At 45.5% G+C, this 15,437-nt stretch carries 15 protein-coding genes; all 15 read right to left on the bottom strand.

What is annotated here, in order from left to right; genetic code table 11:
• Positions 1-63 precede the first annotated feature (63 nt).
• The gene (locus CI960_RS07280) at positions 64-309 is read right to left on the bottom strand and encodes an RNA-binding protein (protein WP_005857680.1); all 246 of its coding nucleotides are present in this window, start codon (positions 307-309) and stop codon (positions 64-66) included.
• A 604-nt stretch (positions 310-913) separates the two neighbouring features.
• Entirely contained in the window at positions 914-1,258 is a 345-nt protein-coding gene (gene rplT / locus CI960_RS07270) for a 50S ribosomal protein L20 (RefSeq protein WP_005857682.1), read from the bottom strand.
• Positions 1,259-1,363: 105 nt separating this feature from the next.
• A complete protein-coding gene (rpmI, locus tag CI960_RS07265; protein ID WP_005857684.1) occupies positions 1,364-1,561 on the bottom strand; it encodes a 50S ribosomal protein L35 in 198 nt (65 codons plus the stop codon).
• A 55-nt stretch (positions 1,562-1,616) separates the two neighbouring features.
• Complete coding sequence (gene infC, locus CI960_RS07260; RefSeq protein WP_005857686.1) at positions 1,617-2,243, bottom strand: translation initiation factor IF-3; 627 nt, start codon at positions 2,241-2,243, stop codon at positions 1,617-1,619.
• Between the two features lie 33 nt (positions 2,244-2,276).
• A complete protein-coding gene (gene thrS, locus CI960_RS07255) occupies positions 2,277-4,232 on the bottom strand; it encodes a threonine--tRNA ligase (RefSeq protein WP_005857688.1) in 1,956 nt (651 codons plus the stop codon).
• A 90-nt stretch (positions 4,233-4,322) separates the two neighbouring features.
• On the bottom strand, positions 4,323-6,446 hold the full coding sequence (locus CI960_RS07250; protein WP_005857690.1) for a tetratricopeptide repeat protein: 2,124 nt from the start codon (positions 6,444-6,446) through the stop codon (positions 4,323-4,325).
• Positions 6,447-6,487: 41 nt separating this feature from the next.
• Positions 6,488-6,820 carry an acetyl-CoA carboxylase biotin carboxyl carrier protein subunit gene (locus tag CI960_RS07245; protein WP_005857691.1) on the bottom strand — a complete coding sequence of 111 codons (333 nt, stop codon included), beginning with the start codon at positions 6,818-6,820 and terminating at the stop codon, positions 6,488-6,490.
• A 12-nt stretch (positions 6,821-6,832) separates the two neighbouring features.
• Positions 6,833-8,380 carry an acyl-CoA carboxylase subunit beta gene (locus CI960_RS07240; RefSeq protein ID WP_005857693.1) on the bottom strand — a complete coding sequence of 516 codons (1,548 nt, stop codon included), beginning with the start codon at positions 8,378-8,380 and terminating at the stop codon, positions 6,833-6,835.
• Positions 8,381-8,400: 20 nt separating this feature from the next.
• A complete protein-coding gene (gene def, locus CI960_RS07235) occupies positions 8,401-8,958 on the bottom strand; it encodes a peptide deformylase (RefSeq protein ID WP_005857695.1) in 558 nt (185 codons plus the stop codon).
• Between the two features lie 3 nt (positions 8,959-8,961).
• On the bottom strand, positions 8,962-9,384 hold the full coding sequence (ruvX, locus tag CI960_RS07230; RefSeq protein WP_008772415.1) for a Holliday junction resolvase RuvX: 423 nt from the start codon (positions 9,382-9,384) through the stop codon (positions 8,962-8,964).
• A 69-nt stretch (positions 9,385-9,453) separates the two neighbouring features.
• Positions 9,454-10,851, bottom strand: coding sequence for an undecaprenyl-phosphate glucose phosphotransferase (locus CI960_RS07225; protein WP_005857699.1), 1,398 nt, complete (start codon positions 10,849-10,851; stop codon positions 9,454-9,456).
• Positions 10,852-10,947: 96 nt separating this feature from the next.
• On the bottom strand, positions 10,948-12,093 hold the full coding sequence (locus CI960_RS07220) for an OmpA family protein (protein WP_005857701.1): 1,146 nt from the start codon (positions 12,091-12,093) through the stop codon (positions 10,948-10,950).
• Between the two features lie 107 nt (positions 12,094-12,200).
• Entirely contained in the window at positions 12,201-13,352 is a 1,152-nt protein-coding gene (gene gmd, locus CI960_RS07215; protein WP_005857703.1) for a GDP-mannose 4,6-dehydratase, read from the bottom strand.
• Positions 13,353-13,377: 25 nt separating this feature from the next.
• A complete protein-coding gene (locus CI960_RS07210) occupies positions 13,378-14,454 on the bottom strand; it encodes a GDP-L-fucose synthase (RefSeq protein ID WP_005857705.1) in 1,077 nt (358 codons plus the stop codon).
• A gap of 25 nt (positions 14,455-14,479) precedes the next feature.
• Positions 14,480-15,355 carry a glucose-1-phosphate thymidylyltransferase RfbA gene (gene rfbA / locus CI960_RS07205; RefSeq protein ID WP_005857708.1) on the bottom strand — a complete coding sequence of 292 codons (876 nt, stop codon included), beginning with the start codon at positions 15,353-15,355 and terminating at the stop codon, positions 14,480-14,482.
• Positions 15,356-15,437 lie beyond the last annotated feature (82 nt).

Raw genomic sequence — 15,437 nt, 5'->3', positions numbered from 1 at the left:
AAAAAGCGGAAAGACTATCGTCTCCCCGCTTCAGAGTTATTTTAAGATGTATATCTTCTAAAATTAACGTCTAGGAATTGCTTCTTTTACAACCATCTGACGACCTTCGTACTCAGCTTGGTTTAATTCCTCGATAGCTTTTTGAGCCTCATCAACGTTAGGCATTTCAGCGAAAGCGAAACCCTTAGAACGTCTAGTATCACGATCAACAATTAACTTTACTGAATCAACAATACCATACTCTTCTAATACTTGTTGCAAATCAGATTCTCTTACTCGATAACTCAAGTTTCCAATGTAAATATTCATACGAAAAAAATTAAAAATAAATTAATAATAAAACAAGTGATGTTAGTGAAGATCGATTTCTAGAAGAATATATTATCATTACTGAGAATAGAAACTCGAAGATAAAGAGCAAGACAAACTATCTTTTGTTTGTTGCTACAAAGGAAAGCATTCTTTTTGGATTACCAACTATAAAACCTAATTTATTTTCAAAATAATTCACTTTATCTTCAGAAGACTACTTATATGAGCTAACGAGACTATCTGCGTGAACCGCATAAAAAAGAAGAGAATCTAATTAAAGATCCTCTTCCCTATTTGAAAAAGCCGCACTGTAGATGTGAACAAACTCCGTATGACAGGATTTGAGTGCTTTGCCACCTTTGTAATCCGCCGTGCTAAGCATACCCCGAAGGGCGCGGCCCGCCATTGGCGACAAGAGCTATGTCTCGGAATTAAAATAAACTGATGAGTTTCCCAATCGAACAAGTGCGGCTTAACTCATTCCCTGTTTATCTTTTTCTTGTTACAAAGATATGTAATCGTATCGACATAACCAAACAAAAACAACAAAAAAAGAGCCTCCTTTTCGGGGAGGCTCTTTATTAACTATATAGCAAAAATCTTATTTTACTTTAGCTACGATAGCCTTGAATGCTTCCGGATGGTTAACGGCCAAGTCTGCCAAAACCTTACGGTTGATCTCGATACCGGCAGCGTGCAAAGCACCCATTAGGCGAGAGTAAGACAAACCTTCCATACGAGCGGCAGCGTTGATACGCTGAATCCACAAAGCACGGAAATTACGTTTCTTGTTACGACGGTCGCGGAAAGCATAAGTCAAACCTTTTTCCCATGTATTCTTCGCTACGGTCCAAACGTTCTTACGTGCACCATAATAACCACGGGTTAGTTTTAAAATCCGTTTTCTTTTTGCTCTTGAAGCAACATGATTTACTGATCTAGGCATAATTCTAATCTGTTTTGAATGTTAGCGTCATCTCTTAGGATGAACTTGATTGCTAATGCATTCGGTTAATAAAAATCGTTATAAAACTCGCTTAATGAATAAAGATTACTTCATGCAAAGCATCTGCTTTACGTTGCTTACGTCAACACTAGCTACCAAACCCGTGTGAGTAAGATTTCTCTTTTGCTTCTTAGTCTTCTTTGTTAAGATATGACTCTTAAAAGCGTGTTTTCTTTTGATCTTTCCTGATCCGGTAAGGGCGAACCTCTTTTTGGCACCGGAATTAGTCTTCATCTTAGGCATTTTCCAATTATATTTTAATTATTAAACTTAACCTCCCTTCTATCAGGGACGGATTTTATTCTTCTGTTTTCTTATCACCCTCGCTTTTAGGCTTAGGTGCCGTGATCACTTTCTTTACAACTTTCGGAGCTGCGGCCGTAGCCGGGGCTGAGCCAGTGCCCGCTTTCTTCGGAGTAAGCATGATAATCATACGTTTTCCCTCCAATACCGGCAACTGCTCTACTTTTCCATAATCCTCCAAATCGTTGGCAAAACGAAGCAGCAGGACTTCTCCCTGTTCCTTGAAAAGGATAGAACGGCCTTTAAAGAACACGTAGGCTTTAACCTTCGAACCTTCCTCCAAAAATCCCTTAGCGTGCTTCAATTTAAAATTGTAATCATGATCATCTGTCTGAGGCCCGAAACGAATCTCCTTCACGACCACTTTCACAGATTTCGCTTTTTGCTCTTTCTGACGCTTTTTTTGCTGATAGAGGAATTTCTGGTAGTCGATTACTCTACAAACGGGGGGCGCAGCATTTGGTGAAATCTCGACTAGATCCATCCCCTGCTCTTCCGCTATTTTCAGCGCTTGAGCGATCGGATAAACACCCGTCTCAATATTGTCACCTACTAAACGAACTTCACGAACACGAATACGTTCGTTGATTCTATACTGTTCTTTCAGATTGTCATTCTTCATTCAAAAAGATTTATTCTCCTCGTTATTAGTTATTTAATCATTACTTTTTTGCCAGCGATTCATCATTTCCTCTACCTCGCCATTCAAAAGCGCTGCAAAGGTAGCAATTTTCATCGAACCTTTATCACCTTCGCCCTGTTTTCTTACAGAAACTTCACCATTTTCTGCTTCTTTTTCTCCAACGATGAGCATATAAGGGATTCTTTTCAATTCATTGTCACGAATTTTACGACCGATCTTCTCATTTCGGTCATCTACGATAGCACGGATTTCCTGATTACCTAACTCACGTGCGATTTGCCAAGCGTAATCATTAAACTTCTCGCTGATCGGCATGATACATACCTGCTCCGGAGTCAACCACAACGGGAACTTTCCGGCGGTGTGCTCGATCAATACGGCAACGAACCGTTCCATGGAACCGAACGGCGCACGGTGGATCATAACCGGACGGTGCTTCTGGTTGTCGGCACCCGTATATTCCAATTGGAAACGTTCCGGTAAGTTATAGTCTACCTGAATCGTACCTAACTGCCAACGGCGGCCGATAGCGTCTTTCACCATGAAGTCGAGTTTCGGACCGTAGAAAGCGGCCTCTCCATATTCGATCTTAGCTTTCAAGCCTTTTTCCTCACAAGCCTCTACAATCGCTTGCTCAGCCTTCTCCCAATTCTCGTCGCTACCGATATATTTCTCACGGTTCACCTTGTCACGCAAGGAGATCTGAGCCTCGAAGTTCTCGAAATTCATCGTCTTGAATACGATCGAGATGATGTCCATTACGTTCAAGAATTCCTGCTTTACTTGATCGGGGCGGCAGAAAATATGAGCATCATCCTGTGTAAAGCTACGTACACGGGTCAATCCGTGCAACTCTCCGCTCTGCTCATACCGGCAAACCGTACCGAACTCAGCGAGACGCAACGGCAGGTCCTTATACGAACGAGGAGAGTTTTTATAGATCATACAGTGATGAGGACAGTTCATCGGTTTCAAGAAGTATTCCTCACCCTCCTCAGGTGTATGGATCGGTTGGAAAGAATCCTTTCCGTATTTAGCGTAGTGGCCGGAGGTAATATACAATAATTTATTACCGATCGGCGGACACATTACCTCTTGATAATTATAACGAGCTTGGATACGACGCAAGAACTCTTGCAGACGCAAACGCAAGGCGGTACCTTTCGGCAACCACATCGGTAAGCCCTTACCTACCGTATCGGAGAACATGAACAAGTCCATTTCCTTACCGATCTTACGGTGGTCACGTTTCTTGGCCTCCTCCAACAATGTCAGATACTCATCCAACATCTTCTTTTTCGGGAAAGTGATACCATACAAACGAACCAATTGCTTGCGTTTCTCATCGCCACGCCAATAAGCGCCGGCTACGCTCAATATCTTGACAGCTTTCAGATAAGAGGTATTCGGTAAGTGCGGCCCTCTACACAAGTCCGTAAAAGAACCCTGTGTATAGGTAGTGATCGTACCGTCTTCCAACTCACTGATAAGCTCTGTTTTATACTCTTCACCTCTATCGCCGAACATCTTCATGGCATCCGCCTTGGTAATGTCCTGACGTTTGATCTCTTCTTTCTTGGCTACCAGCTCAAGCATCTTAGCCTCGATAGCAGCGAAATCACCCTCTTTGATCACGGCCTCGCCCGGATCCACGTCATAATAGAAACCGTTCTCGATCGCCGGACCTATACCGAATTTAATACCCGGATATAATTCCTGCAAAGCCTCTGCCATAAGGTGAGCGCTGGAATGCCAGAACGCATGTTTACCTTCCTCGTCTTCCCACTTCAAAAGTTTCACCGTAGCGTCGTCGTTGATAGGACGGCTTAAGTCCCAAACCTCCCCATTCACGCTTGCGGCTAGGACTTCCTGTGCCAAACGAGAACTAATGCTTTCCGCTATCTGCATAGCAGTCGTTCCCTTTGCATATTCTCTTACGGAATTGTCCGGAAATGTAATCTTTATCATATTCTATTCTCTAAAATTCTTTATATTCAGCCCACAAAGTTAATATTTCTTTTCTATCAGCGAAACATTTAACTCGAATAATTTGCGTTATCACCGGCTTGTCATTCGCTTGATGATACTATAGGCGTTGTAGATACCCAATTCCCCTGCCTTGCTCAAGTCGGCGATGCCCCGGTTCACGTCACCTTGCGACAGACGGGCTAACCCACGGTTGTAGTAAGCCTCGGCAAATTCAGGGTCCCGCTCGATCGCCTCGTTGTAATCAACGATAGCGGCACGGAAATCACGCTGGGCGCAACGCAGATTCGCACGGTTAAAGTAAGCGTACACAAAACCCGGGTTCAGCTTGATCACCATATCGTAATCCCTCATGATCTGCTCATGCTCATAGGCTCGCTTATTATCCTTCAGCATAGCGCTCCGGAGGTCCACCGAGGTGTTGGCGTTTACCTGCGACTGTGCGGACTTACCAATATTCAAGTTCATTCCCGAGCCACTCAAGTCGTACGTATCCTTGCTAGCCTGCTGGGATTGGGTGTACATCAATTGCTTATAACGTTCCACGGCACGATTGAAATAAGCCATCGTGAACGACGGGTCTTGCTCGATCGCTTCCGAGAAATTCTTGATCGCCTCCGAGAAATCCTGCACCAACATGAAGTCCATCGCACGGCCAAAATAAGCGTTAGCGTTGTTCGGATCACGCTCGATCTCCGCCGAATACTCGTCGATGGAGGCAAAATGCACGGCGATTTGATCCTCAGTCAAAGCGGCCTCCTCGTTCGTGATACGCAATTTACGCTTCAAGACCATCTGGCCATTGTAATCCTCCACCATCTTGTCGTAATAAACAAGTTTCTTTACGGGATCCGCCTTCTCGTAATAGGTCAAGACAAACTGGGGTTCCAGATCCACATGGACATTCCGGTCTTGTACACGCCCACGGACCTCACTTTGGTATTTACTTTTACGCTCCTGCTCCTTATCGTATACCACCAAGCGGTTGAACTTATTGATATTCTTATCGGATTGCTCACGAGTATTCTCCTCCGAATCGTCCGTCTTGGCATCTCCGTTCACCGCTGTATTGGAGCTAGAAGACGATGTCTTCGGGAGCTGTCCGTTCTTGGCCTGCTCCTCCATCTTTATGGCTGCCCAATAATCACGGTCTGCCCCCACGTTATCCCCTAGCTTACGCTTTGCTTCCGAACGGCTCACAAAGCCTGGCAGGAAAGTAGGATATTGCTTCAAGACCACGTCGTAATCCTGCACGGCCCCCCGGTAGTCGCCCGTCTCGAAACGGAGCAACGCACGGTTGTAATAAGCCATATAGTTATCTGGCTCTTGCTGGATAACGACATCGAAGTCTTCGATAGCACGGTTATTATCCCCGACTTGGAACCGAAGCAAACCTCGGTTGAATCGTGCGATCAAGTTCCGGCTATCCATGCTGATCACCTGATCGTAATCGGCCATCGCACCTCTCAAGTCATTCATCTGATAACGAACTAGCCCCCGGTTAATATAATATCCGCTCTCACGGGTATCCAGACGTAGAGCCTCGTTCAAATCGGCCAAAGCGTCCTTGTAATCATCCATTTGATAATGAAGGATCGCACGATTGCCATACGCCGGCGCATAATAAGGATCCATCTCGATCGCCTTATTATAATCGGCCAAGGCTTTCAACGTATCCCCTTTCTCCAGATACATAGCGCCCCGTGTCATATAATTCATGGAATATTTCGGATGGGCGGTCATTAAATCATCGAATGTCTTCTCCGCCCCGTTATAGTCTTTTTTCTGGATAAAAGCCACCGCCATATTCACCAGCATCTGGCGGTCCTCGGGTTTGAACTCAAGTCCTTTCTGGTAATCGTCGATCGCCTCGTCGTATTTCTCCTGGCTTTGACGGGCGATGCCGCGAGCGTAATACGCTTGCGTTAAAAAAGGGTTCCGCTGAAGACATAAAGTACAGTCTTCCTCGGCCCCCTTAAAATCGTCCAGATTTATCTTCGCCACCGCACGGTAAAAATAGGGTTCCGCCAACCAAGGTTTGGATTTGATAACCTGATTGAAGTACTGAATGGAAAGAACATAATCCTCAAAATAAAGGGCGTTCCTGCCAATGGCCAATACACGGTCCGTATTAATCTGCGCAAAAAGCGAAATCGTAAATATCTGTAATATCAAAAAGAGTGTTGCCTTCTTCATCCTATTAAAAATGATTGAGAGGCAAAAATAAGTAAATTATCTTACTTAGACTCTATTTTTACCATTAAATGATTCTTCGTTATCTTATCGCCCTCTTTTACATTGAGCTCGACAACGACTCCCGATATGGGAGCGACCACCCGGTTCTGCATTTTCATCGCCTCATGGATTAGCAGAAGTTGCCCGGCCTCCACAGCCTGCCCTTCCTCTACCATAATCTTGATAATCGTTCCGGGAAGATGAGAAACCACGTCACCAGCCGACGGCTTATGCCACATCGGTCGGCTCTTATACTTCGCTGTCAGCAACGTCTTATATTTACGTGCCGTCACCACAAAGTCTACATATTCTTCTTGCTGGTGTTTCTTTTCCATACTCTCATCAATTTAGAACGGAGGCAAACCGTGCTTCTTGGCCGGTCTGTATTCCTCTTTTAGAATGGAAAGCTTCAGTGCGTGTAGCAATAATGAACGGGTTTCTTTCGGTTCGATCACAGAGTCGATAAATCCCTTGGAAGCCGCCACGTACGGGTTCGCGAATTTCTCGATATATTCTTTCACCTTCTCCTGACGCATAGCGTTCTGATCTTCCGCCTCCATGATCTCCTTGCGGAATATGATGTTAGCTGCGCCTTCCGGACCCATAACAGCGATCTCCGCGCTCGGCCAAGCGAACATGAAGTCAGCGCCCAAGTGACGGGAGTTCATAGCTATATAACCTCCACCGTACGCCTTGCGCAAGATAACCGTGATCTTAGGAACAGTAGCTTCCGAATACGCATACAGAACCTTAGCCCCATGACGAATCACACCCGCATGCTCTTGATCTACGCCCGGCAGATAACCCGGCATATCCTCCAACGTGATGATAGGAATATTGAATGAGTCGCAGAAACGGATGAAACGAGCGGCCTTGTCAGCGCTATCACAATCAAGCACGCCGGCCAAAACCATCGGTTGATTGGCAACGAAACCTACCGTTTCTCCTGCCATACGACCAAAACCGATCACAATATTAGCGGCCCACAACTCTTGAATCTCCAAGAAGTCCGAGTCATCGACGATACATCTGATAACGTCTCGCACATCATACGGTTGTTTCGGGTCCGCCGGAACTACTTGCTCGATATTCAGCATAGCGGACGGTTCTTTCGGCTCAACCACTTTCGCACGCTCCTGATTATTCCAAGGGATGAAGCTAACCAAACGTTTCACCTGATCGAAACATTCTTGCTCGCTCAAGGCATAGAAATGAGCGTTACCTGTAGTCTCCGCATGAACACGTGCGCCACCAAGGTCTTCCATAGAGATATCCTCACCCAGCACGGTCTTGATAACGTTCGGTCCCGTGATAAACATCTTAGAGATGTTCTCAACCACAAACACGAAGTCCGTCAACGCCGGAGAATAAACGGCACCACCGGCACAAGGACCGAGGATCAAGGAAATCTGAGGGATCACGCCCGAGGCGATCGTATTGCGATAGAATATTTCACCATAACCAGCCAAAGCACCAACACCTTCTTGGATACGCGCGCCACCCGAGTCATTGATTCCGATGATCGGACATTTCATCTTCAACGCATGATCCATGATCTTGGTGATCTTACGAGCATGCTGCAAACCTAACGAACCACCGGCAACCGTAAAGTCCTGCGCATAGATGCAAACCGGGGCACCAAAGATCGTACCCGTACCGGTAACCACACCATCACCCGGCAGAACCTTCTTCTCCATACCGAAATCACGGCCATCGTGTTTCACGAACATGTCATACTCATGGAAAGAGTTCTTATCCAACAAAGCCAAGATACGCTCCCGGGCAGTAAGCTTACCCATCGCCACTTGCTTTTCGATAGCAGCCTCACCACCGCCCATCTCGATAACGGCTTTCTTTTCCCTGAGGGCCTCAATGTTTTTACTTAAATCTGTCATATTGATTATTTATAGATTTATTATTTACCAACGGCTTTTGCCCGGTAAGAGCAACGAACCGTCCCTTTAATAATACTATTTAATTTGCCTTTGTTCAATTGACGGCGAATAGCGGAGACATTGTCGATAAAGACATGCCCCGTCAGATGCTCGCACTCATGCTGCACGATACGGGCGGCGAAACCTTCCACCACTTCCTCGTGTTCCTCCCAATTCTCATCCCAATATCTCACACGAACCGTTTTCGAGCGAGACACTTTCTCGTGTATACCCGGCAGGCTCAAGCAGCCTTCCTCCATAGCTATTTCCTCCTCGCTACGTTCCAAAAACTCGGGATTAATCAACGCACGCTTGAAACCCTTGCATTCAGGGAAGTCATCTCCCATCACATCACCGTCTATAACCACCAAACGGATAGACAAGCCCACCTGAGGAGCGGCAAGCCCTACCCCATCAGCATTATACATCGTTTCAAACATATTGGCAACCAACTGTTTCAAGTCGGGATAATCTTTAGGTACATCCTCAGCCTCTTTTCTTAGTACGGGCTGACCATATAAAAATACGGGTAAAATCATAAGTTATAACTGATATTTTTTACTTTCTAAATAAGCTTGCAAAATAATAACGGCGCTAATCTCATCAACCAATCCTTTATCTTGCCGTTTCTTTTTCTTTAAACCGCCTTCCAACATGGCCTTATGAGCTAAGACCGACGTGAACCGCTCGTCGTAATAAGTTACCGGGATACTTGGTATCGTCCTTTTCAGATGGGTCACGAACGCCTCCACATACTTCATGTTCTCAGAAGGCTCATTGTTCATTTGCTTCGGAAGCCCGACCACAAATAAATCCACCGGTTCCCGTGATATGTAATCCGACAGGTATTTCACAACCTCTCCACTTGGGACTGTCGCCACGCCGTTAGCGATCATTTGTAAAATATCCGTAGCGGCTATCCCTGTACGTTTCCGGCCGTAATCTATTGCAATTATTCTTCCCATCGAGCGCGAATATAGCATAAATATAAATACAGATTACACAAATCCGCAAAAAGTGTGCAACAAATCGGATCAATATGCATTCTTCTCTCCCTTGAACATATTCAGTACCGTAACCACAATAATCTTTAAATCAAGGAAGAACGTCCAATTCTCTATATACCACACATCTCTCTTCACACGTCCTTCCATCTGCTCCAGCGTCTTGGTCTCACCTCGGTAACCGGTGACTTGCGCCCACCCCGTTACTCCCGGTTTCACCAAATGCCGCACCATATACTTATCGATCAACGCCGAGTACTGCTCGGTATGCTTCAGCATATGCGGACGAGGGCCTACCACGGACATATCGCCCAGCAAGACGTTCACGAACTGAGGGAACTCATCCAAATTCGTCCGGCGCAAGAAATCGCCGATCCGGGTCTTCCGGGGATCATCCTTGACGGCCTGCAAGGTATCGGCCTGCGCGTTCACCTTCATCGTACGAAATTTAAAACATTCGAAGTCATGCCCATACAATCCCGTACGTTTCTGCTTAAACAAAATCGGGCCGGGTGAGCTTAACTTGATCATTATACCGACCACGATGTACAGGATCGGATAAATCGTGAGCAAAATCACCAAAGAGAAAAATATATCGAACGTTCGTTTCAAGAACCGGTTATAGGCGGATTGCAAAGGCTCCCGGCGGACCGTCAGCAATGGGATCGATTCCATCACCTCCATCACCATACTCTTCTTTACATCCCGGTAAAACTCGGGCACGATATAGAAGCGCACCATCTTCTTCTCAGCGAAATTCAGAAGCCGTACGATCTTTCCGTTGTTCGTACCCGGCAAGGTACAATAAATCTCATCGATATCATGCTCCAGCACATACGCTTCCACCTCACTCGTCTTACCCAAATAATTAGGTAAAACGTCTTTCAACGAGTCATTGTCATCAAAGAACCCCTTTACACTAAACCCATAGCTCAAATCATCTTTCATAACTTGGTAAAGCTCCATACCATTCTTTCCCGCACCCACAATCACCACCTTCTTAAAGTTATAGCCTTTTCGCCTATAAAACTTTAAGGATAAGCGCACAAAAACCCGCCAAAGCGAAAACAAGATGATAGAAACCCCGTAATAGACCAAGAGGAAGGTAGCCAGAATATCCCCTACATTCAAGAAGATCAAGCAAGTAGCGAATAAAAAGATAAGTACGGTAACCAATCCGAACGCCCGTTGCACAATCTTGTCGATAAACACGACCGCCTGATGCAATTGAATCGGGATAAAATATAAAGAGAAGAAATAACAGAAATTCAATAACAAAATAACCTCTCTCAAATTATAGGATATCGCTTCCGTGTATTTCGGGCCAAGCAGATGAAAAACGGCCATAAACAAGAGATTCAATACGATCAAATCTCCTACACCAATCAGCCATTGGATTAAATAACCATGTTTTTTGTTCAATATCATAGCAATTCGATAAATTCTCACAAAAGTAAGTATTTTTCGGCGCAAAAAAAAGGCCGCACTTAGAAGTACGGCCTTTTTAAAGTATTAATTCGTAAATTAATTATTAGCGCTCATAATTACTACACGGTTCCAGCTATTTTCGCCATAAGGTTGTTCGTCCGAACCTCTCCACTCGATAGTGATCTGGCTAGAAGAGATACCGTATTTATCGATAAGTTCCTTAGCGACCGCTCTAGCACGTTTCTCAGAAAGACCCATGTTATAATCAGAAGTACCCGTCTTCTTGTCAGCGTAACCAACTACCTTGATCGGAGCGTTGTTGTTCTTCATGAACTCAGCTGTGTTATAGATATTGATCTGCTGGTTCTTGTCGATCTTAGCGCTGTTGATGCGAAAGTAAACCACATTGTCAACGTAGTTATTTACAACTTCAGTAACTGTCTCTTGGCACTCAGGGCAAGAAACCGGACGTTTGCTCAACTCATCGTTAGCAGCACGCAAAGAGTTGATCTGGCCGTTCAAGTCGTTCAACAAAGCGTAATCCATCGGCTCCAATACCTCGAAGTCTGTCTTACCCAATTTGAATGTCAAACCAGCGCTCAACTGAACGATACCATCTGTCAGGTGATTCATCTCGACACGGTTAAACTGCTCGTTCAACAAAGAACCTTGGATCTCAACGTTCAAATCAACACGTTTGCTCAAACGGAAAGCGGTTAAGATACCAGCGTTCAACGTAGGAGACTCCGTTCTTGGACGATCATAAGACTCTGTAGTCTTGAAACGCTGCGCATAACCAAAACCGACCCAAGGAATCAAGCGGAACACTTTAGATTCTCTGTAAGGAGCCCAGAAGTTAGTAACATCCCACAACAAATCTACGTGAGCGGCTACATATTTATTATGTTGCATAAACTGTGCGCCATCACCTTCAAAACCGTGGATAATACCACCATTTAACTGGGTACGGAATCCTAAATACGGATTAAACCACTTACCAAAAGATACTTGTGGAGCGAAGTTTAAACGATTCTTGAAATCAGCCTCTCCATTTTGGTCTCCTAACAATACGCTGGCTCCACCCGCAATTGAAATAAACCAATTGTCGCGAGCTTTATTCTTCTTGAAATTAGTCTTATAACCAGCCTCATTGCTGAACCCCACCTGCGGTTGATATTCCTGTGCTGCCACAGAGAATACAAAACCTGATAACAAAGCTAAAAGTAAAACCTTAGTCTTCATATTTTCAACATTTTAATTAAACAATCAATTACCTAATATCTTAAAATTGGCACAAATTTAACTCTTTTTGTAATTACAACAAATAAAATCTTCAAATTGTTTCGAACTCACTCGAAATAGTTCAAAATTTTATAGCCCCCCTCTTTCAGATAAGACTCCTTCTTCATTAGTTTTATATCGTTCTTCATCATATCCTCAATTAAAGCCGCTAATGAATACTCCGGTTCCCACCCTAAACGAGTACGTGCCTTCGTAGCGTCACCGATCAGCAACTCTACTTCCGTAGGGCGGAAATACTGCGGATCTACTCCCACAACTTCCTCACCCACACGTTTCTTAAAGTTTTCCAGATAGGCATCACCAACCTTCTTGACGAACAATCCCTCGTCTATCGACTCTATGATAGCGACCTCGTCTATCCCTTCTCCTTTAAAGCGGATTCCCACGCCAATTTCCTCAAAAGCCATACGGATAAAGTCCCGAATCGTGGTAGTAATCCCGGTAGCTATGACATAATCCGAGGGTTCATCTTGTTGCAAAATAGCGTACATGGCACGCACGTAATCTTTTGCGTGTCCCCAATCCCGTTTGGAGGAAAGATTACCCATATAAACCTTTTTTTGCATACCCAAAACGATACGTGAAACCGCCCGGGTTACCTTACGGGTCACGAATGTCTCTCCCCTTAATGGAGACTCATGATTAAACAAGATGCCATTGGAAGCGTGCATATGATAGGCTTCCCTGTAATTCACCGTAATCCAGTAACCGTATAGTTTCGCTACCGCATAAGGGCTTCTCGGATAGAAAGGAGTAGTCTCCCTCTGCGGCACCTCTTGCACCAAGCCATACAACTCGGATGTAGATGCCTGGTAAATACGCGTCTTCGGGATCAAGTTCAGCAAACGGACCGCCTCTAGGATACGCAATACGCCCAAACCATCCGCATTCGCAGTATATTCGGGAGTGTCGAAACTTACTTTTACATGGCTCATGGCGGCCAGATTATAGATCTCGTCCGGTTGAACCTCGCCAATGATACGTGTAAGATTCAAACTATCCGTTAAATCGCCATAATGCAAAATCAAATTACGGTTTTCCACATGCGGGTCTTGATACAAATGATCGATACGGTCCGTATTGAACATGGAAGAACGACGCTTGATACCGTGTACCGTATATCCTTTCTTGATCAAGAACTCGGTAAGATAAGCCCCATCCTGTCCCGTAATACCCGTTATTAACGCTACTTTGCCCATTTCTCTAATTTTCAATTTTCAATTCTCATTTTTCAATTCCCAAGTACCATTCATAGAGTCGCTTCACGCCCTCCTCGATCTCGATCGTATGGCGCCAACCCAAGGCATGCAACTTGCTTACATCCGTCAGCTTACGAAGCGTACCGTCCGGCTTGGACGAGTTAAACCTCAACTCGCCCTCGAACCCGATCTCTCGCCGGATCAGTTCGGCGACCTCACGGATCGAAAGCTCGATACCCGTACCTATATTAATATGTGTATTCCGGACCTCGCCCTCCTTCTGGCGGACATCCTCGAAATCCACGTGTTCCATGATATAAACAGAAGCGTCGGCCATCTCCTCGCTCCATAAAAACTCACGAAGCGGCTTGCCGGTTCCCCACAGCTCCACCTCGCCCGGACGGATACCCTGTTTATCCAATACGGAGAGTATCTCCGGCTCGGAGGCCTTCCCAGACACGCCCTCTACCGGACGAATGTCCATATCCTTACGCAAGGCCTCCCAATCTCCTGTATGCAGGCATTTCGCCAGATGGATCTTACGGATCATGGCTGGCAACACATGCGAGGTCTCCAGATTGAAATTATCATTCGGCCCGTAGAGGTTGGTAGGCATCACGGCGATATAGTTCGTACCGTATTGCAGGTTGTAACTCTCGCACATCTTGATACCCGCTATCTTGGCGATCGCGTAAGGCTCGTTGGAATATTCCAAGGGAGATGTCAGCAAGCAATCCTCCGGCATCGGCTGCGGAGCCTCACGGGGATAGATGCAGGTGCTTCCCAAGAATAATAATTTCTTTACATTGTTTTTCCAAGAGGCATGAATGACATTATTCTGGATCATCAAATTATTGTAGATAAAATCGGCACGGTACAGACTGTTCGCCATGATACCGCCGACGTGCGCCGCCGACAAGAACACATAGTCCGGCCGCTCGGCTGCAAAGAACTCGTTCACAGCGGCTTGATCCGTCAGATCCAGTTCCGCATGCGTACGAAGCAGGAAGTTCGTATACCCTTTGCTACGCAAATTATTCAGGATGGCGGAGCCTACCAAGCCCCGGTGACCGGCAACAAATATTTTACTGTCTTTTTCCATCGATATCTCGTATTCTGAACTACTTCTACTTATTAATCAACCTCATCAAATACTGGCCGTACTGATTCTTAATCATCGGCAAAGCCACTTGCTCAAGTCGCTTCTCATCAATCCATCCTTGCTTGAAAGCGATCTCCTCCAGACAAGCCACCTTCAGTCCCTGTCTCTTCTCGATCACCTCCACGAAAGTAGATGCCTCAGACAACGAGTCGTGAGTCCCGGTATCCAACCAAGCGAATCCACGTCCCAATAGCTGCACTTTCAACTCCCCATCCTTCAAGAACCACTGGTTCACGGTAGTGATCTCCAGCTCTCCACGGGCGGATGGCTTGATATTCTTGGCCACGCCCACCACCTTGTTCGGATAGAAATACAACCCTACCACGGCGTAATTCGACTTCGGTTCCTTCGGTTTCTCCTCGATACTGAAGACGTTCCCATCCGCATCGAACTCGGCCACGCCATAGCGTTCCGGATCGTTTACGTAGTAACCGAACACGGTCGCTTTTTGTTCGTTCTCCGCCTTGTCAACGGCCTCTTTTAACATACGGGTAAAGCTCTGTCCGTAAAAGATATTATCGCCAAGTACCAAGCAAACGGAGTCATCGCCGATAAAACGCTCTCCAATGATGAAAGCTTGCGCCAATCCGTCCGGTGAAGGCTGCTCGGCATATTCAAAACGAACGCCATAATCGGAGCCATCGCCCAGTAAACGACGAAAGCCCGGCAAATCCTGAGGGGTCGATATAATAAGAATCTCCCGTATCCCTGCCAGCATGAGCACGGATACCGGATAAAAAATCATCGGCTTATCATAAATAGGTAGAAGTTGCTTGGAAACTCCTTTAGTGATCGGATACAAGCGGGTACCCGATCCACCGGCTAAAACTATACCTTTCATATTCTTTCCATTTTGTTCGACAATACTCGCTTAGGATCGATTCCACACCGTCCCTAAAACTATACAAAGTTAAACAAATAAT

The organism is Parabacteroides sp. CT06 (assembly GCF_002257605.1).
Lineage (GTDB): Bacteria > Bacteroidota > Bacteroidia > Bacteroidales > Tannerellaceae > Parabacteroides > Parabacteroides distasonis.
The sequence above is the reverse complement of the archived record's forward strand: the minus strand, read 5'-3'. Positions and strand labels throughout refer to the sequence as shown.